The organism is Billgrantia endophytica (assembly GCF_002879615.1).
Classification (GTDB): domain Bacteria; phylum Pseudomonadota; class Gammaproteobacteria; order Pseudomonadales; family Halomonadaceae; genus Halomonas; species Halomonas endophytica.
Genome location: NZ_PNRF01000013.1, coordinates 22827 through 45516 on the forward strand (window position 1 = coordinate 22827; position 22690 = coordinate 45516).

Below are 22690 nucleotides of genomic sequence, written 5' to 3' on the forward strand. Positions count from 1 at the left end.
CGTCATTGAAAAATTACCGATGCTTGTACTGACCAGGGTCGTTTCACAGGGAGCCGTACCGTGAGCCAAGAGATCGAACTCAAGCTGGCACTGGGTAATGAAGGAGCCGAAAGCCTTTGTTGCCATTCACGTCTGTCCACTCTGCAGGCGGAAACACAGCGGCTCGCCAATACGTATTTCGATACACCCCAGGGCGATCTGGAAGCCGCACGCATGGCCCTTCGGCTGCGGTGCCGGAACGACAGATGGATACAGACCCTGAAGACCAGCGGCAAAGCCTCGGGGGGGATGAGCCACCGCGGCGAATGGGAGTGGACGGTAGCGGGCCCGGAACTCGACCGGGAAGGACTTGCCGCCCTGCCGCCCTTGGCGGAGCTTGGGGCCTCGGTGCTCGACCGGCTGACACCACGCTTCACCACCGATTTCCAGCGCCGGCTCTGGCTGCTCGACCACGCCGGCGCCACCATCGAGGTGGCACTCGACCAAGGCGAGATTCGCACTGCCGGCCATGCCGTGCCGATCCGCGAGCTGGAACTGGAGCTCAAGCGTGGCAACCCCGACGCACTGTGGGAACTAGCTGTCGGGCTTGCCGAGACGATACCGCTGCGCCCCGCCGACGCCAGCAAGGCCGCCCGGGGTAGCGCCCTGCTCGCCGGCCACTGGACGCTGCCGGAAGGCGACACTGCCAGCGAGCGGCTGCACCACGCCATCCTGGCGTTGGACGCCCTGGGCGATACCGGCAACGATACCTGGAGGATGACGGCCCGGGATGCCTTCAGGCAATTGGCCGAGAACGGCGAGACCGAAGCCGGCGCGCTCGCCGCCATGCTCGACGAGCCGGACTGGCTGAGCATCGACTTCGGCAGACAGGCACTGAGACTCGCGCATCGCCTGGCCCCGTGAGACGGCACAACCAGCAGGGGATGTCACGCTAATGAGCGAAGCACGGCAGGGAGCAATCGTATGACCGAGCCATTTCGGCCGGCCGAAGACGGCCTGCGCACGCGCCTGTTCCAGGTCATCTTCGAATCGGACACGCCTCTGGCCAAGGGCTTCGATATCGCCCTGATACTGATGATCCTGGCCAGTGTGCTGGTGGTAATGCTCGATACCGTCGAGCGGTTCGGCGCCACCTATGGCGTATGGTTCTACTGGATCGAGTGGGGCTTTACTCTCGCGTTCACCATGGAGCTTGCGATACGTATCTACATTCTCGACAAGCCGCTGCGCTACCTGCGCAGCTTCTACGGCATCATCGACATCGTGGCTATTTTACCCACCTGGTTGATGCTGTTGATTCCAGGCACCCAAACCCTGGTGATCGTGCGCCTGCTGCGCGTGCTGCGCATTTTCCGCGTGCTGAGGCTGATGCAGTTCGTCGGTGAAGGACGCCTGCTGGTGGAAGCACTGAAGAACAGCTGGCATCAGATCTTTCTGTTCCTGTTCACGGTATTCCTGCTCGTCACGCTGTTTGCCGCGCTGGTCTACATGATCGAACCCGCCGAGGCCGGCTTCACCAGTATCCCCATCTCGGTCTATTGGGCCATCGTCACCATGACTACGGTCGGCTATGGCGACATCGTTCCCGTCACGCCCCTCGGCCAGGCCATCTCGACCCTGGTGATGCTGATCGGCTATTCGATCATTGCCGTACCCACCGGGGTGTTCTCGGCCGAAGTGATCCGCTCGATCCGCGCCGACCGCTACTCCGACCAGGCCTGCCCCGGCTGCGGTCACGACCGTCACGAGAAACGCGCGCTCTACTGCCTCAAGTGCGGCACCTGGCTCGATGAGGAGACGCAGGACCCCAACGCACCAAAGGCGGGGGATGAGCGGTAACCCCGCTCCCCCCTTTACACCCTGAACGGTGTCAGGTCGCCACGTCCCTCTCGGACGATCGTTGGCGGCAGTTCGCGCAGGTCGATGACGCTGGTGGCGTCCAGGTGACAGGCGCCGCCGTCGATGATCAGGTCGAGCTGTGTACCGAAACGGTCGCGGATCTCTTCCGCATCGGTCATCGGCAGGTCGTCGCCCACCGGAATCAGCGTCACGCTCATCAGCGGCTCGCCCAGCGCCTCGAGCAGCGCATGGGTGATCCGATGATCCGGCACCCTCACGCCGATGGAGCGCCGTTTGGGATGCAGCAACAGGCGCGGCACTTCGGTCGTGGCGTTGAGGATGAAGGTGTAGGCCCCGGGCGTATGCGCCTTGAGCAGCCGGAATACCGCATTGTCGACCTTGGCATAGGTCCCGATCTCGGAGAGGTCGGAGCACACCAGGGTGAAATTGTGCTTGTCATCCAGTGAACGCAATCGCTTGATGCGCTCGACGGCCTTCTTGTCGCCCAGATGGCATCCAAGGGCATAACCCGAGTCGGTGGGATAGGCCACGACACCGCCATTGCGAATGATCTGGATCGCCTGGTCGATCAGACGCTTCTGGGGGTTCTCCGGATGCAGCTGGAAATACTGGCTCATGATCACTCCCTGACGGTCATCGTTCAAAGCGGGTCGACTCCTAGTCTCGTGCGATGCCCCAGTTTATCGTGCGGCCGGGCCATGCGCGACATCAGGCCGGGTCGTTGGCTGACTGGAGAAAGCCGGCCAGGCGCGGGTGCGTCCAGACCGGCGCCACGGCGGTACGAGGAACCGGGCTCATGCTCCCCGGCGCCAGGTGGCCACCGAGGAAATGGAAGTCGCTGCCCACCGAGGCATAGAGTTCCCGCTCGTCGAGCTGGCGGGCCAGGTCACGGGTGACATCGGCATTCTGGAAACCGCTGATCAGCTCAGCGGCTTGCCCGCCGGTCTCGCGGAAGTCGTCCAGCAGCAGCCCCCTCTTGCGACGGGTCAAGCCATGCCGCAAGGGGTGGGCCAGTACCGCCACGCCACCGGAGTCGACGATCCAGCCCACGACTTCGCTCATGGCCGGCCAGTACGCCTTGACATCACCGGCCTTGCCGTTGCCCAGATGCTTCTTGAAGGCAGTCGTGATGTCCGGCACCAGCCCCGCCGCCACCAGTGCACGAGCAAAGTCCGGGCGACCCAGCGGCCGGTGCGGCCCGGCCTGTTCACGGGCCAGGGCCAGCGCGTCATGCAGGCCAACCTTCTCGAGCCGCCTGGCAATATCCACGGCACGCGCTTCACGTGCCTCGGCCTGGGATTGCAACCCCAGGGCCAAGGCACCGCTGGCTCCCTGGGGCAGCAGGCCCACCACATGGATGTTGATGCCATGCCAACGGGTCGAGAGCTCGGTGCCCGGCAGCAGTCGAATCGCCAGACGGCTGGCCGCGTCATGGGCCTCGTCGATGCCGGCCATGCTGTCGTGGTCGGTCAAGGCCATCAGCCTCACCCCCCGTTCGGCACACAGGCCGACCAGGTCGGCAGGTGCCAGGGCACCGTCCGACGCAGTGGAATGCATGTGAAGGTCGACACCCAGAGGCACGGGATCGCCGGTAAAATTGGCGGGAAATAAGGACATTGGCATGACGCAGGGGAGCGATTTTGTCAGAATAATGGCCCCATGGTGCGCGCCCGGCGATGACCGGTCAATGTCAGCGCCCCGTTCGAGACCTGCGGCTCACGCCGCGCAAGCCCGAGGAAACACTGCGATGCTTTACGCAATCATCAGTGACGACGTCAAGAACAGCCTGGAACGCCGCCTGGCTGCCCGTCCGGATCACTTGGCACGCCTTGAGAAACTGCGTGACGAAGGCCGCCTGGTGCTGGCCGGCCCCCATCCCGCCATCGATGCCGACAACCCCGGCGACGCCGGTTTCAGCGGCAGCCTGGTGGTGGCCGAGTTCGACAGCCTCGAGACCGCTCAGGCCTGGGCCGATGCCGACCCCTACATGATCGCAGGCGTCTATGCGAAGGTCACGGTGAAGCCGTTCAAGAAAGTCCTGCCCTGAGCGCGAGCCGACAGCTTCCGGTTCCATATCGTCATCCCCTGACGAACGAGAACACGGCTGGCCGCAACGGGAATCGAGGCCGCTGAGCCATAGCCTGCGGTCATGGAGGGGCAGCCATTGTCCACGGTCATCATCCACAACGCGTTACTCACAGCTCCTGTGGATAACACTGTTGAAACGACGAGTATGGCCGCCGCTACGCCCCATGATCGGCCGCTGACATGAAATTGATCATATCTTGAGCACCGGCCAACCAGCTCGTGCTCCCTGGAGAGGCCCGTGTCCGCCAGCCCCCCTACCCTGCCCCCACTGGCCGGCCTCGAGACGGCCAAGCTCGACTGGTCGACCAACGACCTCGGCGAGACGGCCCCCCTGTCGGCCCAATTCGACGATGTCTATTTCTCTCGACAGGATGGCCGAACGGAAACCGAGCACGTCTTCCTCGCCGGCAACGACCTGTCGAACCGCTTCGCCAGTTGGCCGGCCGGCCGCCCCTTCGTGATCGGCGAGACCGGCTTCGGCACCGGGCTCAACATGCTCTGCGCGTGGGCCTGCTTCGATGCCCACGCGCCGTCAGCGGCACGGCTGCACCTAGTGTCTACCGAGCGTTATCCGTTGTCCCGGGAGGATATCGAACGGGCACTGTCCGCCTGGCCGACGCTTGCGTCGCGCGCCGAGCGGTTGGTGCGCCAGTGGCCCCAGCCGGTGGCCGGCGTGCATCGCCTGTGGCTGGATGAACGGGTCACCCTGGACCTGCATTTCGGGGATGCCGCCGAGCGGCTGCAACTGCTGGAGGGCGAGGTCGATGCCTGGTTCCTGGATGGCTTCGCACCATCGAAGAACCCCGACATGTGGCGACCCGAGCTTTTCGCCGCCATGGCGTCACGTTCACGGCCGGGAGCCACCTTTGCCACCTTCACCTGCGCGGGTATCGTCAAGCGTGGACTGGCCGAAGCGGGCTTCACCTGGCGCAAGGTACCGGGTGTCGGCCGCAAGCGGGAAATACTCACCGGCCACATTGCCGAACCACCGACACTGGCGCTGCGGGGATCGTCCCCCTGGTTCACCCCGCCTCCCCGCCGTGCAGCCCGGCACGTGGCGGTGATCGGCGCCGGTATCGCCGGCACCAGCATGGCCCGCTCACTGGCCCGGCGCGGCCTGCGCGTCACCCTGCTCGACCGCGAGGCACCGGGCGCGGGCGGCTCCGGCAACCGACAGGGAGTGCTCTACATCAAGCTGGCAGCGGACCCCAACGACCACAGCCGTTTCTACCTGGCCGGGCTGCAGCATACCTTGCGCTGGCTGCAGCACCTGGACCCCGGCCATGAGCTCTGGTCCCCCTGCGGACTGCTGCAGCTGGCCATGACCGACCGGGAAGCCCGGCGCCAGGTGCGCTTCCTTGCCGCCCATCGTCTGCCCCAGGCGCTGCTCGCCGGCGTCGATGCCGACACGGCCACGCAGCAGGCGGGCGTCGAGCTCGATCACAGCGGGCTGAGTTACCCGGCCGCCGGCTGGGTCCGCCCCGGGGCCCTGTGCCAGTTCCTGGCCAGCGGCCCAGGCGTCGACTTCCGTCGCGGCGAAGTCACGGCGCTGGATGTCACGCAAGCCGGCTGGAAACTATCGCTGGCCGACGGCGAAGCCCTGGAGGTGGATCAGGTGGTTATCGCCAATGCTGACACGGCCAACCGCTTCGCACCCACCCATGGCCTGACGTTGCAGGTCATTCGCGGCCAGATCAGCCAGTTGACCCTTCCCGAGGGGGCCCCGGCGCTCTATCGCGTCGTCTGCGGCGGCGGCTATGTCACCCCGGCGCTGGATGGCGTACTGACGTTCGGTGCCACCTTCCTGCCCAACGATGCCGGCACGGCCATCCGTGAAGATGACCATGCCGCGAACCTGGCGGAACTGGAAAAGGGACTGCCGGCCTTCACCCGTGCGCTGCGCGAGGCCGGTGTGTCACTCGACCCGGCGAGCTGCCAGGGGCGCGCCTCCGTGCGTGCCGCCAGCCCCGACAAGTCGCCCTACGCCGGCCCGGTGCCGGATGTCGCCGCCTGGCGCAAGGACTACGCCGTGCTGGCCAAGGACGCGACCCTGAGACCGGCCGTGGCCGGCAGGCACCATCCGGGTTTGTGGATCAGCGCCGCCCATGGCGCCCGCGGCATGGCCAGCGCCCCGCTGTGTGCCGAACTGATCGCTTCGAGGATCTGCGATGAGCCGCTGCCACTGGAGTGGCCGCTGGTGGATCACCTGCACCCGGGCAGGCGGGTGCTGCGCGACCTGGCACGTGGGAAGTAGGGCGGCGCTGGCGGACAGCCTTGTCTACCGGGCCGTCCGCCGGGTCAGTCGGGGAAAGTGAGCCGATACGGCTGCCTGGCGGGGGCTCGATCCATGACAAAATTCAGCGACGGCCGCCCCAGGTGATAGCCCTGTCCGAAGTCGATGCCCAGCTCCGCTACCGCCGCGAGCACGTCCTTGTCCTCGATGAATTCGGCAACGGTACTGACTCCCAGGCTCTGGGCCAGGGTCACGATACTCTTGACGAAGGCCATGTACTTGTCATCGTCGAGCATGTTGCGGATGAAATCGCCCTCGATCTTGATCACGTCGATGGGGAACTGCTTCAGGTAGCGGAACGATGAGTAACCCGAACCGAAGTCGTCGATGGCGAAATTGAAGCCTTCCAGCTTCAGGTCGAGCACGAATTTTTCCAGCAGCTTGAGGTTGCTGACGGTTTCCCGCTCGGTCAGCTCGAAGACGATGCGTTCCGGCAGTATGTCGTAGTCGATGGCGAGCTGGTGAATGTGGCCGATGAACTCACCGATGATGAGGGACCTGGGCGACAGGTTGATGAACAGCAGGCCCTGGTAGCCCTGATCGTGGATCTGGGCGAAGGCCTTCTCGATCAGCAGGTAATCCATCTTGTGGATGACGCCGATGCTCTCGGCGATATCGATGAATTCGCCCGCCGGCACGATCCGGTCATCGACCTGGATACGCATCAGCAGCTCATGGATGTGCACCTGCCCCGTGCGTACATCGACGATGGGCTGGAAATAGGGCACGATCCGCTCTTCCTCCAGCGCGCTGAGCACCATCTGGTTCTTTGCTCCCACCTCGCGGAAGACCGCGGCCACTTCCTCGCTGTCAGGCAGGGCAACGCAGTTTTTCCCCTTGCGTTTGGCCTTGTACATCATGTTGTCGGCCATCAGGAAGAGATCGCGGGCATTGGTGGCATGGCGCGGGTAGGTGGCAACGCCGATCGAGATCGTCGCCCTGACGGTCGACCCGTCCGGGGCGGCCAGCGCCTGGCTGGTCAGGCTGTCGGCGATGCGCAGCGCCACGGAGTAGGCCTGCTGGTCCCCGGTTTCCGGCAGGATGATGGTGAACTCGTCGCCGCCATAGCGCGCCAGGAAGTCGCCGGGTCGCACCGAGCGTGTCAGGGTCTCGGCAACCGCCTGGAGGAAATGGTCGCCGAAGGCGTGGCCATGCCGGTCGTTGACGGTCTTGAAGTTGTCCAGATCCAGCATCAGCAGGCTGAAGTGATCCTGGTGCCGGGACGCCCGGCCCACTTCGTAGCTGAGCATGTCCTTGAAGATGCGCTGGTTGTGCAGGTTGGTGAGGGGATCGCGTGTGGCGTAGAACTCGAGGTCCTGCGTGTACTTGTAGATGGCCTTGACCGACCCCACCAGGTTCAGCAGTGTCGAGAGGATGCCGTCGATGACGATGTGCCGGATGGGGTCCTGTGCCAGATCCGACTGCACGCCGATGCCGACGATGCCGCCGATCTTGGGCGCTTCCAGCAGCAGCGACTTGGTCTGCAGCCGGATGTCATCGGGAGTCAGATCCATCACCATGCGCTCCCCCGGCCCACAGGGGTGAACGGTGTGGTGGATCACCTTGAGTACCGTTGCTCCCGTCAGTCCCTGGGGCTTGTCTTCCAGCAGCTGCGTCAGGATTCGCTCGAAGGTTTCGCGCGTTTCCGCCGACACCTCGCGGTGCCAGAAGATTTCCAGCTCATAGCCTTCCTCCTCCACCTGGAAAATGGTCACCAGCGTATGCGCCTGGACGATGGTGTTGATATCCGACAACAGCTCCTTGATGAATTCCCGCCAATCCCTCACCACGTCGGAGGTGATGATGAACTTGCTCAGCAGGCGAATCTCGAACTCCAGGATGTCCTTATCGACGGCAACGTTCTTGAGCCGCCCCACCAGCTCATTGACGTGCTGGAAGGCAGCGTCGAGCTCCCTGAAGTGCACATTGGCGACGCTCACATCCAAGTGGCGGAAGTCTTCGACGGAATTCACCGCCGAGAGACGCGAGCGGAAGGTATTCAGCGATTGGCGAATACGGCTGGCAAAGAACGTGGAAAGGGCCATGGCCAGCAACAGCACCATCATGGAGGCAGCGAGGAACAGGGCCACGTAGTTGCCACGCATTTCGCTGCTGATGGGGGTCATGTCGTGCTGGATATCGATGACTCCGAGCACGTCCCCGATAGCGGCGTTCTGGTGGCAGCCCAGGCAGTCGGACGTGGCCACCAGCGGCATGACGCGACGCACCTGGCCACTCTCCCGGTAGACGCGCTCCTCGCCGGATTCGAAGGCCTCCCCGATGGCGATATCCCGTGGTGGCTGATCGATCTCGCCGTACCGCTCGGATACCAGCTCACCGCGATATATCTCGAACTGGTAGGGAGAGCCGGCGTGAATGCTCCTGGTGTCGGCGATGAAGGCTTCCCTCTGCTCCCGGCTCCAGCCCTGGCGCATCACCTGAAGCATGGAATTGAAGCTCTGTCGCGCCAGGGTTTCGGAAGTTCGTTCGGCCTGCCGGGCGATGATGTCCTCATAGAGCAGGGAAGCGACCAGGGTGACGCCGAGAAATACGATCAAGGAAGTCGACAGGATGGCCACCAGCACGAACCCCTTGAGGGTTCGCAGGTAGGCAAGGAGAAGGCGGGCCATGGTTAGCATTGTTATCCCCATCGCACGAAGACAGAATCCTGCCAAAACCATTACCCTAGATTAACGGCCGCCAATTCAGATACTAAAAAATTCATCCCCCATGGGGCAAAAAAGCCATGCCCTGACATGGATCAATTCCCGGTGAACCTCTCAGGCTACGGAGCTTGGACGATGGTAGGGCTCGCATTTCTCTAGCCCTCCTCCTCGTCATCCGCCAGGTCGCGACCGAAGGCACGCCACTGGGCAAGCGTCATGACTTCGGTCGTCTCGGTCCGCAGGTCGTGAGCGATGAGCAGATCACCGCGCTCGAGCTGCTTGCTGAGTTCACCGACCCAGCCTTTCATCCCCTCCCCCGTATCGGTCGTGTCGTACCCCTGGCGCGTCACGAAGCTCTCGAGCAGCGCTTCCAGCGTATCGGGAGGAAGCATGCGATAAGGCACCTCGATGAAACGACCGCTCATGATCCCGTCTCCCACGCCCGCAGCCGTTCGAGAAAGGCTGGCTCGTCGAGTACTGGCACGCCAAGCTCCTCGGCCTTGGTCAGCTTGCTGCCGGCCGCCTCACCGGCCACCACGCCGGCGGTCTTCTTCGACACGCTACCGGCCACCTTGGCGCCCAGCGCCTGCAGGCGCTCCTTGCCCTCGTCGCGGGTCATGCTCTCCAGGGTACCGGTGAGTACCCAGGTCTGGCCGGCCAGGGGCTGGGGGCGCTCGCCAATCTCCTCCTCTTTCCAGGTCAGGCCCAGGGCACGCAGTTCGCCGATGGTGTCGCGATTGTGGGGCTGACGGAAGAAGGTGTGCACATGGGCGGCGACCACTGGACCCACGTCCTCGACGGCTTCGAGGTCGGCGACTTCGGCCTCCATCAGGGCATCCAGGGTGCCGAAATGGCGTGCCAGGTTGGCGGCCGTGGCCTCGCCCACCTCTCGGATGCCCAGCGCATAGACGAAGCGCGCCAACGTGGTATCCCTTGCCTTGTCGAGGGCCGCCGCCAGGTTCTCGGAGGACTTCTTCGCCATGCGCGGCAGTTCGGCGATGCGTTCGGCGTCGAGGCGAAACAGGTCGGCCGGGGTCTTTACCCAGCCCCGCTCCACCAACTGGTCGATCAGCTTCACGCCCAGGCCGTCGATATCCAGTGCGCGCCGCGAGGCAAAGTGCTTGAGCGCCTCCTTGCGCTGGGCACCGCAGTAGAGCCCGCCGGAACAGCGCGCCACGACTTCGCCCTCGAGCCGCTCGATCTCGGAATCGCAGACCGGGCAGCGCTCGGGAAAGACGATGTCGCGGGCATCGGAGGGGCGCTGCTCTTCCAGCACTCGCACCACCTGGGGGATGACATCACCGGCGCGACGAATCATGACGGTATCGCCGATCTTCACACCCAGGCGGGCAATCTCGTCGGCATTGTGCAGGCTGGCGTTGGACACGGTGACGCCGGCCACCGTCACCGGTTCGAGCCTGGCTACCGGTGTGATCGCCCCGGTGCGGCCGACCTGGAATTCCACATCGTTGAGGCGTGTCGTCTCTTCCTGGGCGGGAAACTTGAAGGCGATCGCCCAGCGCGGCGCCCGGGCCACGAAGCCCAGCTCCCGCTGCAGGCGCAGGTCATCGACCTTGATGACCACACCGTCGATGTCGTAGCCAAGACCATCGCGCTGCTCGCCCAGCCTGCGGCAATAGTCGATCAGCTCCTGGCTCCCCGTTACCACCTTGAGTTCCGAACCGGAGCGGAAACCCAGGTCGCCCAGGCGGGCCATCAACGCGCTGTGCGTGCTGTCGCCCAGGTCGGGCTCGATGCGCGCCACCTGATAGGCACTGAATTCCAGCGGCCGGGTAGCGGTGACCTTGGGATCGAGCTGACGCAGGCTGCCGGCGGCGGCATTGCGTGGATTGGCGAATATCTTGCCATCGTCCTCACGCGCCTTGTCGTTGAGCTTCTCGAAGCCTGCATGGCTCATGATCACCTCGCCACGAACTTCCAGCAGTTCGGGATACTCCTTGCCACGCAGTTTCAGCGGAATCGAGCGCAGGGTACGCAGGTTGGAGGTGATGCCTTCGCCGGTACGACCATCGCCGCGGGTGGCGCCGCTGATGAGCACCCCCTTCTCGTAAACCAACGATACCGCCGCGCCATCCAGCTTGGGCTCGCAGCAGAAGGCCAGGGACTCGGCATCGGCCTCCAGCCGGTCGGCGACCCGCTTGACGAATGCCGTGAGCTCACCCTCGCTCAAGGCATTGTCCAGGGACAGCATGGGGACCGCATGCTTCACCGAGGGGAAGCCGGCGTCCGGCGCGGCACCTACCCGCTGGGTGGGTGAGTCCGGCGTCACCAGCTCGGGATGCGTCTCCTCGAGCTGGTGAAGACGGCGCAGCATGCGGTCGTAATCGGCATCGGTGAGCCGTGGGTCGTCAAGCACGTAGTAACGATAGTTGGCGTCATCGAGCTCGGCGCGCAGACGCGCCACCTCGTCGAGAATAGTCTGGCTGGGCTGAGTCATGCGTGTCGGTGTCTCGGTCGATGTCTCTCAACAAGACAACCCCGTGATCGCTCACGGGGTTGTCGGTACGGCAGGCAGCAGCTGGCTTCGTGCAGGCCTTCAATTGACCTGGTAGCGATTGAGGCGGTTGCGGCGCTCGAACTCCTGAACGCGCTGACGGGCGAATTCCACGGTCTGTGCCGTCATGACACTATGGTTCTCGTCCTTCAGCTCACCACCCAGGTGACGCACGATGACCATGGCTGTCTCCACCATGGCCTCGAAGGCGGCAGCGGTGTCCAGCGCGCCCGGCAAGGGCATCAGCAGGGTGATGCCCGGCGTGTGGAAGTCGTCCATGGCTTCGATGGGGAAGGTGCCCGGCTTGAGCACGTTGACCATGGAGAACTGCAGTTCACTTTCCGGATCCTCGGTCTCGAAGCGGTGGAAGATGCCCATCTCCCGGCTGTAGCGCAGGCCGCAGGCCAGCATCAGGTCAAGCAGCGCCTCGCCGGAGAAACCCTCCTCCTGGCGGGACAGAACGCTGATGACGATGACTTCGTCGGCATGGCTGAGCGTATCCCGGGCACGCTCGGCGTTGACATCGTGGCGCAGTGCCTTCGCCAGGCTCGGATGCGCACGCACCACGTCATCATCGAGAGCAGCCTCTTCGGCCGCACCGACGTCTTCCGGCCTGGCAGCAGCGCTGCCAGACACCGGCTCGAAGCTGCTGTCAGCGCTGTGATCGAACGCCTCGTCTCGGGCCGTCGGAGACGCCGAGTGCCGTGGACGCGGTGGCGCGAACAGTGGATCGTCGTCATCGGCCTGCTCGATGGCCTGGGCTTCCAGGCGACGGCGTTCGGCGTCCCTTGCCGCCTGCTCGGCTTCCGCCTCACGACGACGCTGGGCATCCAGGGCGGCCTTTTCGGCACGAGCCTTCTCGCGACGCAACTTCTCCTCGCGCTTCTGTTTACGACGCTTGGCCAGTCGCCGCTGCATCGAGACGCCGAATCGCTGAACCGATTGGCCCATGCGGCGTGAGCCGCTCTTCAGGGAGTCTCCCATGCCTTCCAGGTCGACGAGCCGGTAGCGCTCGTCTTCGTCGCGGAGTTCTTCATGATCCTCGGGATCGGCTGCAAGCGGCTCGGCAGCCGTGGCGGCGGGCGCCTCGTCGTCATCCAGCGCAGAGAGCGTCGGCTCACGACGCTCCGCCCGTGCCTCGGGCGAGCCCGAGGCTTCCGCGCGCGCATCGGCGATTTCCTCGTCTTGACGCTGGGTCTGGCCCGTCGGTTCCGAGCTCATTTGGACCACAGGTTCTACGCTCCGCGACTCGGCGGAACGGGACTTGACGGGTTCAGGCGCAGCAGGCTCGGCAACATCGTCCCTGGCGCTCATGGCCGCGGTCTCTGCTTCTTCTGCACGCGCGGAAAGGCCGGCATCAGAAGCCGACGAAGACGAAATCGGAGCAGCGGGTTCACGCCGGGCAGCATCGGGCCGCAGTGGCGTTTCGCCACTGCGGGGCGCTGCCACGTCATCCGACAGGCTCGCACTCGACAGGCCGGGCTCGGGCCGCCCGGGAGACACCGGCGCCCGTTCCGCCCGGAGGCTAGCCAGCACCCGAGACGGCCCGGGGTGCTCCTGACGCTTCAGCTTCGGCTTGCCCTGCACGCGTTCATAGCTGGCGGGCTTGACAACACGAGCCCCTCCATTGGGCAGTTCCCAGTTGGTGTCATCCCCAGACTCGGCAATCGCATCGGTGCCCTTGCCGTCGAGGTTCCTGTTATCCCCTACCTGGTCCAGGCGGGGCACTCGGCGCTGGCGTTTAAGGCGACGAACCCCATCTACAACGATGAGGGTCACCAGTGCCAGCCCCAGAATGATCAGCCATTCTCTAAGTTCCATGGGTCGTCTTGCCTATCACTAGGGCGCCATGCCGGATGGATGTCCGTCAACAGCATAGCGCGATTGCCAAAAAAAGGGCTACTTTTTTTGTTTGTCAAGCCCAGGCATTCTCGCTTGAGAGTCCAATCGACCCTGCGCCTTTCCCTGTCATATCACTTTTCAAGAGAGCGATACGACCATGATGATCTTTCTGATATCGCGTTTAATACGCGCTTGCAAGTCCTGTCAGGCTTCAGCAAGGGCGGCCGCTTCTTCCACCCCAACGGCAACCAGTCGCGAGACCCCCGGTTCTTGCATGGTCACCCCCATCAATCTTTCCGCCGCTTCCATGGCGATCTTGTTGTGAGTGATATAGATGAACTGTACCGAATCGGACATGTCCTTCACCAGCTTTGCATAGCGTCCTACGTTGGCATCATCCAGTGGCGCATCCACTTCGTCTAGCATACAGAAAGGAGCCGGGTTGAGCTGGAAGATGGCGAAGACAAGAGAGAGGGCAGTCAATGCCTTTTCCCCACCCGAGAGCAAATGAATGGTGCTGTTCTTCTTGCCGGGAGGGCGCGCCATGATGGCGACACCGGTATCGAGCAAATCCTCCCCGGTCAGCGTCAACCATGCGGCTCCACCGCCGAAGACTCGAGGAAAAAGCGACTGCAGACCCTGGTTGACACGCTCGTAGGTGTCACGAAAACGGGTGCGGGTTTCCTGGTCAATGCGACGAATCGCCTTCTCCAGTGTTTCCAGCGCTTCATTCAATTCGGCCTGCTGAGCCTCCAGATAGTCGCGCCGCTCGGCCTGTTGGTCATACTCCTCGATGGCGGCCAGGTTGATGGCGCCCAGCCGTCGGACCCGGTCGCCGACCTCCTCCAGCCGGGTTTGCCAGGCGGATTCCGTGGCGCCGGGGTCCAGCGTTTTCGTCAGTGCCGCGGCGTCGTGGCCCAGCTCCTGTAGCTGTTCGTCCTGGGTCTCGGCCTTGAGCGCCAGTGCCTGTACCTGCATGCGGGCTTCCTGCAGGCGCTCGCGTATGCCGTCCAGGTTACGCTCGTGTCCCTGGCGTGCCAGCTCATCCTCACGCAACCGCTCGACCAGCTCGGCGGCCCGGCCACGGACCTCGTTCAGGTCGCGCTCGTCGCGTTCGCGCCGATGCAGCAGCTCGTCGAGGCGCTCACGCTGCTCTTCATCCGGTTCTCGCAGTCGCTCCAGGGCTTCCGCCAACTCGCTGCAGCGCGCGGCGAGCCGCTGTCGAGCGTCGCCAGCGCGCCCTTGCTGTTCGGCCAGACCGGCACGCTCGGTGAGCAGTCGCTCGTGCTCCAGCGCCAGCTGTTGGGTACGCTCGTTCAGCGGACGCTGTCGGGCACGCAGCGCGGCAAGCCTTTCCCGAGCCTCGCTGCGCGCACGCTCGAGCCGTTCACGACGTTCGGCTCCCTCCTCCAGCCGGGCCATGACCAGTTGCCACTGCTCCCGGGCCTGTTCGATGGCCAAGCGCGTCTCTTCCCCGGTTTCACGCAGAGCCTCTATTTCGTCGGTCAATTCCGCAGAACGGCCCTTCAGGTGTTCGAGCCGGCTGGCCAGGCCAGTGTCCTGAACCGCCAACTGTTGGTGTTCTGCGGCGAGGCGGCGCTCGTCCTGCCGAATCGCCTCGAGGGCCTGATCCGCCTGCTCGACCCTCTCCCGCTCCTCGGCAAGGGCCGTATCCTGAATGGTCAGACAGGTTTCCACCTCGTCGAGTTCCGCGACGACTTCATTCCGGCGGCGCCGGCTGACCAGCAGGGCGTCAGGACCCGCGCCCTCTCCCCGGTGCCGGACCCAGTCGACTCCCAGCCAGAGTCCCTGCGGCGTGACCAGACTTTCGCCAGGCGCCAGGGTGTGGCGCTCGCTCCAGGCCTGTCGAGGCTCTTCCACGCAACGAATCGGCGCCAGCCAGGCCGCTGCCGCACCGGCCCCCCGGACCCGGGCCGCCAGGCTTCGGGGCGATACCTTGATGTCAGTATCGGGGGATAACGCTCCCAGCTCGGCGGGCGGCGCGCCCGTGGCGGCCTGAAAGGAGTCGGGTGTGGCGAGCCTCGCCTTGAGCCATGGTGCCAGTACCCAGGAGACGCTGGCCTCCCAACCGGAATCGACCTCGAGGGACTCACCCAGGCGCGGTGCGTTGCCCAGCCCATGGTCGGCCAGATGCGTTGCCAACGCGTCGTCAGGATCGGTCAGGGCGGCCTGTATCAGTGCATCCAGTGAGGAGAGCTCACCTTGAAGGGTGCTGCGCCGGGCACGCTGCGCTTCGCGTTCCTGCTCCAGCGACGCGGCGCCTGCCCGGGCGGTATCACGCTGTTCCTGCAACTGCCGACGTCGCGCCTCGACGCTCTCCTGTTCCAGGGTGAACTCGGCCAGCCGCTCACGCAGCTCGTCCCGGCGCGCCTGCAGCTCGGCAAGGTCGGGCAGTTCCTGCTGCTGCTGACGACGGCGCTGCTCGTCGGTATCCAGTCGTGCCAGCCGGTTCTCCAGCTCGCGCAGGCGATCCTGGGCGCGCTCCGCCTCGCGGCTTGCTTCACGCCAGCTTTCATTGAACGTTTCAAAGGCCATCTCGGCCTCTTCGGTACCCGGCTCGGCCTCCTCCAGCATGGCCTCAAGCTCGGCGAGCTGTCCGGCGAGCGCCTCCTGTTCGGGGCCTACGGTCTCGAGCCGCGCTTCCAGCCCAGCCAGGCGCTCGTCGTCATCCTCGCCAAGGAGATCGAGTTCGGCGAGCTCCCGGCTGGCATTCTCCAGGTCCCGCGCCAGCTGCGCTTCACGACTGCGAGCGTGCTCCAGAGTCTGTTCGAGGCGGGCGATGGCGTTGGTGGTCTCGAAGAAGCGCGCCTGGCGGGCCTCGAGGGTTTCGGCCAGCTCATCGTGGTCGGCACGGGCCTCCTCCAGGCGGGCCTCGCACTGGCGCATGCCGAGGATCTCGCGTTCCACGGCGGTTTCGAGCTCGCGGACCCGTGTCTCCTCCTCGCCCTGCCGGGCACGCAGGGCACGGCCGCGCAGCAGCGCCAGCTCGCCCTTGAGCCGGTGTTCCTCCTGCTTGAGGGTCTGGTAGCGGCGTGCCGCCTCGGCCTGGCGACGCAGGCGCTCCAGTTGCTTGTCGAGCTCCTCGCGGATGTCGTCCAGGCGCTCCAGGTTCTCGCGGGTCCGCCGCATGCGGTTCTCGGTTTCGCGGCGACGCTCCTTGTACTTGGAGATACCGGCGGCCTCCTCGAGGGTGGCACGCAGTTCCTCGGGCCGCGCCTCGATGAGACGCGAGATCATGCCCTGGCCGATGATGGCGTAGGAGCGGGGGCCGAGACCGGTGCCCAGGAAGAGATCGGCGATGTCGCGGCGGCGACACTTCTGGCCATTGAAGAAATAGGCGGACTGGCCGTCGCGGGAGACCTGGCGCTTGACGGCGATCTCGGCGTACTGGGCGTAGAGGCCGCCCATGCCGCCGTCGCTGTTGTCGAAGCGAAGTTCGATGGCAGCGAGCCCCACCGGCTTGCGCGCGGTGGAGCCATTGAAGATGACGTCGGTCATCGATTCGCCGCGCAGGGTCTTGGCCGAGGACTCGCCCATGACCCAGCGCACCGCATCGATGATGTTCGACTTGCCACAGCCGTTGGGCCCCACGATGGCGGTCATGTTGCCATCGAAGGGTACCGTGACCGGGTCGACGAACGACTTGAATCCGCTCAGGCGGATCGAGGTGAGTCGCATCCTGGCTACTCGATGACGCGGTCGATCACGACCTCCGCGGGTTCTCCGTCGACACTCCCCACGGCAACGCCGTCCAGGTCGCCGTACATGTCGCCCGTCTCGGGGGTGGCATCGCCGCTGACCGTGACACGCACCAGCAGGCGCACCTCGCTTACCTGGGAGAGCGACGCCTCGCCGGACATGGCATGCCGGTCGTCGAGCACCAGCGTCGTCGGCAGGTCACCCAGCGTCACCCGAGCCACGGCCAGGGGAGGCAGTTCGCCCTCCATGTCCCGGGCCACGATGAACACGCGGGTATCGTCACCGAGCCGGCCCTGCAGGGCCTCGTCCAGACTCACCCGGAGATTGATGCCGGGCCCCTGGGCAACCGGCTCCGGCTCTTCCGGTGCCACACCCATGCGCTGCTGGGCAATGCGAATCCCTTCACGCAGGGCTTCCGACGAACTGGAGTCGGACATGCCGGCGATGGCACGCCGCCAGTTATCGATGGCCAGTTCATAGTCGCCGCTGTCGAATGCCTGGACGCCGAGCATGCCGAGGATGGTCGGCTCCCGGGGGTCGCGTTCGAGGGTTTCATCGACCAGTGCCTGTACCTCGGCGGTCACGTTGCGGTCGGCCATGAAGAATTTCAGCTGCGCCTTCTGTGCCAGCAGCGATGGTACCCGCCCTTCCAGACCGATCAGGTTCTCCAGCGCATTCAGGGCATTGTCGCCCTGGCCGGAGTCGCGATAGATGGGATAGAGGGACGCCCAGACGTTGGGATTGCCCGGCTGACGTGCCGCCTCGCCTTCCAGGCGCTCCACCAGCGTCGGCAGGGAATCACTCTCCTGGTAGGCGTTGTACAGGGCCAGGTCTCCCTCGGCCCCATGCTGCTGATACCAGACCACCGATACGATCACCACGGCCACCGCCACCAGTGGCACGACAAAACGCCCGGATGTCGGCGAGTGCAGCGGCCCACGCTTCAGGGACTCGGTGTCCTCGAGCAGGCTGCGGTCGAGCTCCAGGCGATCCTCCTCGAAGGTCGCCTGGTCGATATCGCCCCGTTCCAGCGCGGCCTCCAGCGATGCCAGCCGGCGACGATAGATCGACACGTTCTGCTCCGCAGACTGGTCGTTGGTCTCGAAGGCGGTCTGGGCATCGTAGACCAGGCGTGCCCGGCGCAGCGGGGCGACCAGCAGCCAGAGGGCGGGCAGCAGCAGGACGGCAAAGGCAATCCACAACAGGATCATGGGGTTCTCCCGCGATTGATCAGGGCCTCGAGACGCGCGCGTTCTTCCTCGCTCAGGGCGCGAGCCGAGGCGTTACGCCGCGCCCGCACGACCAGGACCACCAGAATGCCGCCGAACACCACCAGGCCCCCCGGCAGCCCCCACAACAGATAGGTGCGGCCATCCAGGCGCGGGTTATACAGCACGTAGTCGCCGAAGCGCTCGACCATGTGATCGCGGATCTCCATATCCGCTCTGCCGTCCTGCAGCATCATGTAGATACGGTCACGCATGTCGCGTGAGACCGGCGCGTCGGAATCGTTGATGGCCTGGTTCTCGCAGGTCGGGCAGCGCATGGAAGCCGTCAGGCTACGGTAGCGCTGCTCCATGACCGGGTCGTCGAATTCACGGACCTCGATGGCACCGGCCTGCGCCAGGCCGGCCATCAGCAACAGCGCGAGGCCAGCGAGCGTCAATCGAATCACTGCCATTTTTCCACCTCCGGCAGGATGTGTTTACGGATGTCTTCCGGCGAGATATAGCCGGTATGGTGATAGCGGATGATGCCGTCGCGATCCACCAGGAAGGTTTCCGGCGCCCCGTAGACGCCGAGCTCGAAGCCCAGGTCGCCTTCGGGGTCAAAGATATTGACTTCGAAGGGGTCGCCGAAATCCTGCAGGAAACCCATGCCTTTCTCACGGGTGTCCTTGTAGCTGATGCCCACCAGGCGGATGCCACGGTCGGCGAGGTCCAGCAGCTGCGGCATCTCGCGCTTGCACTCCGGACACCACTCGCCCCAGACGTTGACCAGGGTGACCTGCCCGCGGAACAGGGACTCATCCACCCGGCGCTCGGGATCTTCCAGGGTTTCCTTGTCGAAGACCGGGAAGTCCCGTGCCATCAAGGCGGAATCGCGATGAAACGGGTTCAGCGACAGGCCCTGGTAGAGAAACACCGACAGCACCAGGAAGCCGATCAGTGGCAGCAGCAGCAGCAGACGACGGATCATGCGGTGGCCTCCCGGGGCTTGGCCACGGTCGCTGCCTCTTCTTCCGGGTCGCGAGACGTCGCCAATCGACGATAGCGACGGTCGATCACGGCCAGGACACCGCCACCCGCCATCAGCAGGCCGCCCAGCCACAGCCAGCGCACGAACGGCTTGTACTGCACGCGCATGGCCCAGCTGTTGTCGCCAAGATCTTCACCCATGGCCACGTAGAGGTCGCGGAACAGGCCAGGGCGCAGGGCGACCTGGGTCATGGGCATGCCACGGGCGATGTAGAGCCGCTTCTCCGGCGTCATGGTGAAGCTGCGACGGCTGCCGTCACGCTGCACCTCGATCACCGCGCGGTCGGCCAGGAAGTTGGCCCCGCGACGGCTGGTGAGCTCGGTCATGGTGAAGGTATAACCCGCCACCTGGGCGCTGTCGCCGATGCTCATGCGCACGTTGCGCTCAATGTTGTAGTTGGATACCACCGCGACACCGATGATGGTCACCGCCACACCCAAATGGCCCAGCTGCATGCCCCAGTAGGCCAGCGACAGCTTCTTCAACCCGGCGAGGCGCGTCGGTGCATGACGGGTCTTCTCGAAGATGTCCCGGAACATCGGCAGCACGATCCACATGGCGGTCACCAGGCCGATGGCGACCCAGGCGTTCCACTCGTTGCCGAAGATGAACGGCATGATGATACCGATGGCCAGCGCCGCGACACCGGCAAGCCACAGCCGCTTGACCAGTGCGCGGGCGTCGGTCTGCTTCCAGCGAGCTATCGGCCCCAGACCCATGAAGATGCACATGATCACGGTGAGTGGCACGAACAGGGCATTGAAGTACGGGGGGCCCACGCTGATCTTGCCCAGGTCGAGGGCGTCGAGCAGCAGCGGATAGACGGTGCCCATCAGCACGGTGACGGTGATGATCACCAGCATGATGTTGTTGATCAGCAGCAGGGCGTCACGGGAGAGCCAGTTGAAGCTGGTCTTGTGACTGACCCGCGGCGCCCGCAGAGCGAAGATCAACAACGACAGGCCGACGGTGATACCGAGCAGCACCAGGATGAAGAAGCCGCGGGACGGATCGTTGGCGAAGGCATGTACCGACGTCAACACGCCGGAGCGCACCAGGAAGGTGCCGAGCAGCGATAGCGAGAAGGTGGTAATCGCCAATAGCAGCGTCCAGCTCTTGAAGGAGCCGCGCTTCTCGGTCACCGCCAGGGAGTGCATCAATGCGGTGCCCGTCAGCCAGGGCAGCAGCGAGGCGTTCTCCACCGGGTCCCAGAACCACCAGCCGCCCCAGCCCAGCTCATAGTAGGCCCACCAGCTGCCCAGGGCGATGCCGATCGTGAGGAAAGCCCAGGCCAGATTGGTCCAGGGGCGCGCCCAGCGTGCCCAGGCCGCATCCAGGCGCCCTCCCAGCAGCGCGGCGATGGCGAAGGCGAAGACCACCGAGAAGCCCACGTAGCCCATGTAGAGCATTGGCGGATGCAGGATCAGGCCGATGTCCTGCAGCAGCGGGTTCAGGTCGGCGCCATCCTGCGGCACGTTGGGCAGGATGCGCTCGAAGGGGTTGGAGGTGATCAGGATGAACAGCAGGAAGCCGACGCAGACCGCCCCCAGCACGCCGATGACCCGGGCCACCATGTCGCGTGGAAGTTCACGGGAATAGCGCGCGGCGAAGAAGCCCCAGCCGGCCAGCATCAGGCTCCACAGCAGTACCGATCCCTCGTGGTTGCCCCACACGGCACTGAACTTGTAGTACCAGGGCAGCATGGAGTTGGAGTTGTTGGCCACGTTGAGCACGCTGAAGTCGTCCAGCATGTAGCTGGCCGTGAGCGCGGCATAGGCAATGGCCACGAACAGGAACTGCCCGCTTGCCATGGGGCGGGCATAGGCCATCAGCAACGGCCGGCGCAGGGAGGCGCCGGCCAGCGGCATCAGCGTCTGGGCCATCGCCAGCAACAGGGCGATGACCAGGGCGAAATGGCCGATTTCGGGAATCATCTGGATCTGCATGGACACTCCGGATCAGTACTGGCTCGCGCCTTCACTTTCCTCTCGTTCCTCGACGCGCTTGGCTACCTTGGCGGCCTTGGTCTGAAAGTCGGCGGGTGAATAGCCGGCCGCTTCCAGGGCATCGGCCACCTCGGGCGGCATGTAGTTCTCGTCGTGACGTGCCAGCACCTGGTCGGCACGGAACAGGCCATTCTGCTGGAGTTGGCCGACCACTACCACGCCCTGTCCCTCACGGAACAGGTCCGGCAGGATACCACTGTAGGAAACGCGAAGGTCCTCGACATAGTCGGTAACGGTGAACTCGACGTCCAGGCTGTCCGGATTTCGGGAGACGGTCCCTTCCCTCACCATGCCGCCTGCCCGGATCTGGCGTTCATAGGGCGCATCGCCGGCCGCGATCTCGATCGGGCTGAAGAAGAGGTTGATGTTGGAGCGCAGTGCATAGAGCGTCAGGCCCACGGCAATTGCCGCAAGTGACACCAGGCCGAGGATCACGAACAGTTTCTGCTTACGTTTAGGCGTCATTGGTGCTTCCACCCCTGCTAGTTTGAATCGGTTGCGCCCCGGCGGCCCGGGTCGCCAGACGGCTTTCACGGCGAACGCGACGCGCAAGCTGCCGCAGCAGCTGTCGGCGCTCGGCGCGAGCATGTATCACGGTTCCCAGCAGCAGCGCTGCGGTAACGCCCCAGGCCGCCCAGACATAGGGGGCGTGGCCGCCCATGGCGAAGAAATCCTGCAACGTGTCGAATGCCATCAGTTCGCCTCCCCGGCCAGCTCACGGACCCAGCGCTTGTTGGCTTCCCGGCGCAGTATCTCGCTGCGGGTGCGCATCAGCGTCAGGGCGATGAAGAAGCTGTAGAAGCCCAGCACCATGATCAGCAGCGGCAGCCACATCTCCATGGGCATGGTCGGGCGGGATGTAATGGTGAAGGTGGCGGGCTGGTGCAGCGTATACCACCAGTCCACGGAATACTTGATGATGGGAATGTTGATGACCCCCACCATGGCCAGCACCGATGCGGCCCGGGAAGCGCTGTCGCGGCTGGTGAAGGCACCGCGCAGGGCGATCACTCCCAGGTAGAGGAACAGCAGGATCAGCATCGAGGTCAGGCGCGCGTCCCACATCCACCAGGTTCCCCAGGTGGGTACCCCCCAGACCGCCCCGGAGAACAGTGCAACGAATGTCATGGCGGCCCCGAGAGGCGCCATCACGGCAGCCGCCATATCGGCGATCTTGATCTTCCAGACCATGAAGATCACCGCCGATACGGCCATCGATACGAAGATGGACTGGGCCAGGAAGGCGGCCGGCACATGGACGTAGATGATACGAAAGCTGTTGCCCTGTTGGTAGTCGGCCGGGGCGAAGGCCAGCCCCCAGATGCTGCCTACCACGATGAGGATCAGCGCCGCCACCCAGAACCAGGGCTGGAGCCGTGCACTGATACCGTAGAACCACTTGGGAGAACCCAGCTTATGAATAAAGGCCCACATGCCTCGT

General features: G+C 64.7%; 18 protein-coding genes. 4 read left to right on the forward strand and 14 right to left on the reverse strand.

Annotated elements, in window-relative coordinates:
* Window positions 1-60 precede the first annotated feature (60 nt).
* Both C1H69_RS06765 and C1H69_RS06770 read left to right on the forward strand, forming a co-directional pair.
* Window positions 61-903 (forward strand): CYTH domain-containing protein, encoded by an 843-nt coding sequence (locus tag C1H69_RS06765; RefSeq protein ID WP_102652648.1) that lies wholly within the window; start codon window positions 61-63, stop codon window positions 901-903.
* A gap of 60 nt (window positions 904-963) precedes the next feature.
* The gene (locus tag C1H69_RS06770; protein ID WP_102652649.1) at window positions 964-1839 is read left to right on the forward strand and encodes an ion transporter; all 876 of its coding nucleotides are present in this window, start codon (window positions 964-966) and stop codon (window positions 1837-1839) included.
* Window positions 1840-1853: 14 nt separating this feature from the next.
* Here C1H69_RS06770 and C1H69_RS06775 read toward each other — a convergent pair whose 3' ends face one another.
* Both C1H69_RS06775 and C1H69_RS06780 read right to left on the reverse strand, forming a co-directional pair.
* On the reverse strand, window positions 1854-2477 hold the full coding sequence (locus C1H69_RS06775; RefSeq protein WP_102652650.1) for an L-threonylcarbamoyladenylate synthase: 624 nt from the start codon (window positions 2475-2477) through the stop codon (window positions 1854-1856).
* Between the two features lie 91 nt (window positions 2478-2568).
* A complete protein-coding gene (locus tag C1H69_RS06780) occupies window positions 2569-3483 on the reverse strand; it encodes a PHP domain-containing protein (RefSeq protein ID WP_102652651.1) in 915 nt (304 codons plus the stop codon).
* Window positions 3484-3607: 124 nt separating this feature from the next.
* Between C1H69_RS06780 and C1H69_RS06785 the strand changes: the two genes are divergently transcribed.
* Together C1H69_RS06785 and mnmC are read left to right on the forward strand one after the other, a co-directional pair.
* Window positions 3608-3907 (forward strand): YciI family protein, encoded by a 300-nt coding sequence (locus C1H69_RS06785; protein ID WP_102652652.1) that lies wholly within the window; start codon window positions 3608-3610, stop codon window positions 3905-3907.
* Window positions 3908-4186: 279 nt separating this feature from the next.
* On the forward strand, window positions 4187-6202 hold the full coding sequence (mnmC, locus tag C1H69_RS06790; protein WP_102652653.1) for a bifunctional tRNA (5-methylaminomethyl-2-thiouridine)(34)-methyltransferase MnmC2/FAD-dependent 5-carboxymethylaminomethyl-2-thiouridine(34) oxidoreductase MnmC1: 2016 nt from the start codon (window positions 4187-4189) through the stop codon (window positions 6200-6202).
* Window positions 6203-6246: 44 nt separating this feature from the next.
* On the opposite strand, the gene C1H69_RS06795 is transcribed toward mnmC, so the two are convergent.
* The 12 genes from C1H69_RS06795 to C1H69_RS06850 all read right to left on the reverse strand — a co-directional run bounded on the left by C1H69_RS06795 (window position 6247) and on the right by C1H69_RS06850 (window position 22683).
* Window positions 6247-8871, reverse strand: a complete 2625-nt coding sequence (locus tag C1H69_RS06795; protein WP_240609850.1) for a putative bifunctional diguanylate cyclase/phosphodiesterase — start codon at window positions 8869-8871, stop codon at window positions 6247-6249.
* 191 nt (window positions 8872-9062) lie between these two features.
* Complete coding sequence (locus C1H69_RS06800) at window positions 9063-9332, reverse strand: YheU family protein (protein ID WP_102652655.1); 270 nt, start codon at window positions 9330-9332, stop codon at window positions 9063-9065.
* Window positions 9329-11365, reverse strand: coding sequence for an NAD-dependent DNA ligase LigA (ligA, locus tag C1H69_RS06805; protein ID WP_102652656.1), 2037 nt, complete (start codon window positions 11363-11365; stop codon window positions 9329-9331). The genes C1H69_RS06800 and ligA overlap by 4 nt, the downstream gene beginning before the upstream one ends.
* Before the next feature lie 99 nt (window positions 11366-11464).
* The gene (gene zipA / locus C1H69_RS06810; protein ID WP_102652657.1) at window positions 11465-13243 is read right to left on the reverse strand and encodes a cell division protein ZipA; all 1779 of its coding nucleotides are present in this window, start codon (window positions 13241-13243) and stop codon (window positions 11465-11467) included.
* Between the two features lie 225 nt (window positions 13244-13468).
* Complete coding sequence (smc, locus tag C1H69_RS06815; protein ID WP_102652658.1) at window positions 13469-16963, reverse strand: chromosome segregation protein SMC; 3495 nt, start codon at window positions 16961-16963, stop codon at window positions 13469-13471.
* A gap of 5 nt (window positions 16964-16968) precedes the next feature.
* Window positions 16969-18195 carry a c-type cytochrome biogenesis protein CcmI gene (ccmI, locus tag C1H69_RS06820; RefSeq protein ID WP_102652659.1) on the reverse strand — a complete coding sequence of 409 codons (1227 nt, stop codon included), beginning with the start codon at window positions 18193-18195 and terminating at the stop codon, window positions 16969-16971.
* A complete protein-coding gene (locus C1H69_RS06825) occupies window positions 18192-18665 on the reverse strand; it encodes a cytochrome c-type biogenesis protein (protein WP_102652660.1) in 474 nt (157 codons plus the stop codon). The genes ccmI and C1H69_RS06825 overlap by 4 nt, the downstream gene beginning before the upstream one ends.
* Window positions 18656-19183, reverse strand: coding sequence for a DsbE family thiol:disulfide interchange protein (locus tag C1H69_RS06830; protein ID WP_102652661.1), 528 nt, complete (start codon window positions 19181-19183; stop codon window positions 18656-18658). Before C1H69_RS06830 ends, C1H69_RS06825 begins: the two co-directional genes overlap by 10 nt.
* Window positions 19180-21189: a heme lyase CcmF/NrfE family subunit gene (locus tag C1H69_RS06835; RefSeq protein ID WP_102652662.1), complete on the reverse strand. Its 2010-nt coding sequence runs from the start codon at window positions 21187-21189 to the stop codon at window positions 19180-19182. Before C1H69_RS06835 ends, C1H69_RS06830 begins: the two co-directional genes overlap by 4 nt.
* Before the next feature lie 12 nt (window positions 21190-21201).
* The gene (gene ccmE / locus C1H69_RS06840) at window positions 21202-21714 is read right to left on the reverse strand and encodes a cytochrome c maturation protein CcmE (RefSeq protein ID WP_102652663.1); all 513 of its coding nucleotides are present in this window, start codon (window positions 21712-21714) and stop codon (window positions 21202-21204) included.
* Entirely contained in the window at window positions 21704-21943 is a 240-nt protein-coding gene (gene ccmD, locus C1H69_RS06845; protein WP_102652664.1) for a heme exporter protein CcmD, read from the reverse strand. The genes ccmE and ccmD overlap by 11 nt, the downstream gene beginning before the upstream one ends.
* The gene (locus C1H69_RS06850; RefSeq protein WP_102652665.1) at window positions 21943-22683 is read right to left on the reverse strand and encodes a heme ABC transporter permease; all 741 of its coding nucleotides are present in this window, start codon (window positions 22681-22683) and stop codon (window positions 21943-21945) included. The genes ccmD and C1H69_RS06850 overlap by 1 nt, the downstream gene beginning before the upstream one ends.
* Window positions 22684-22690: the final 7 nt, after the last annotated feature.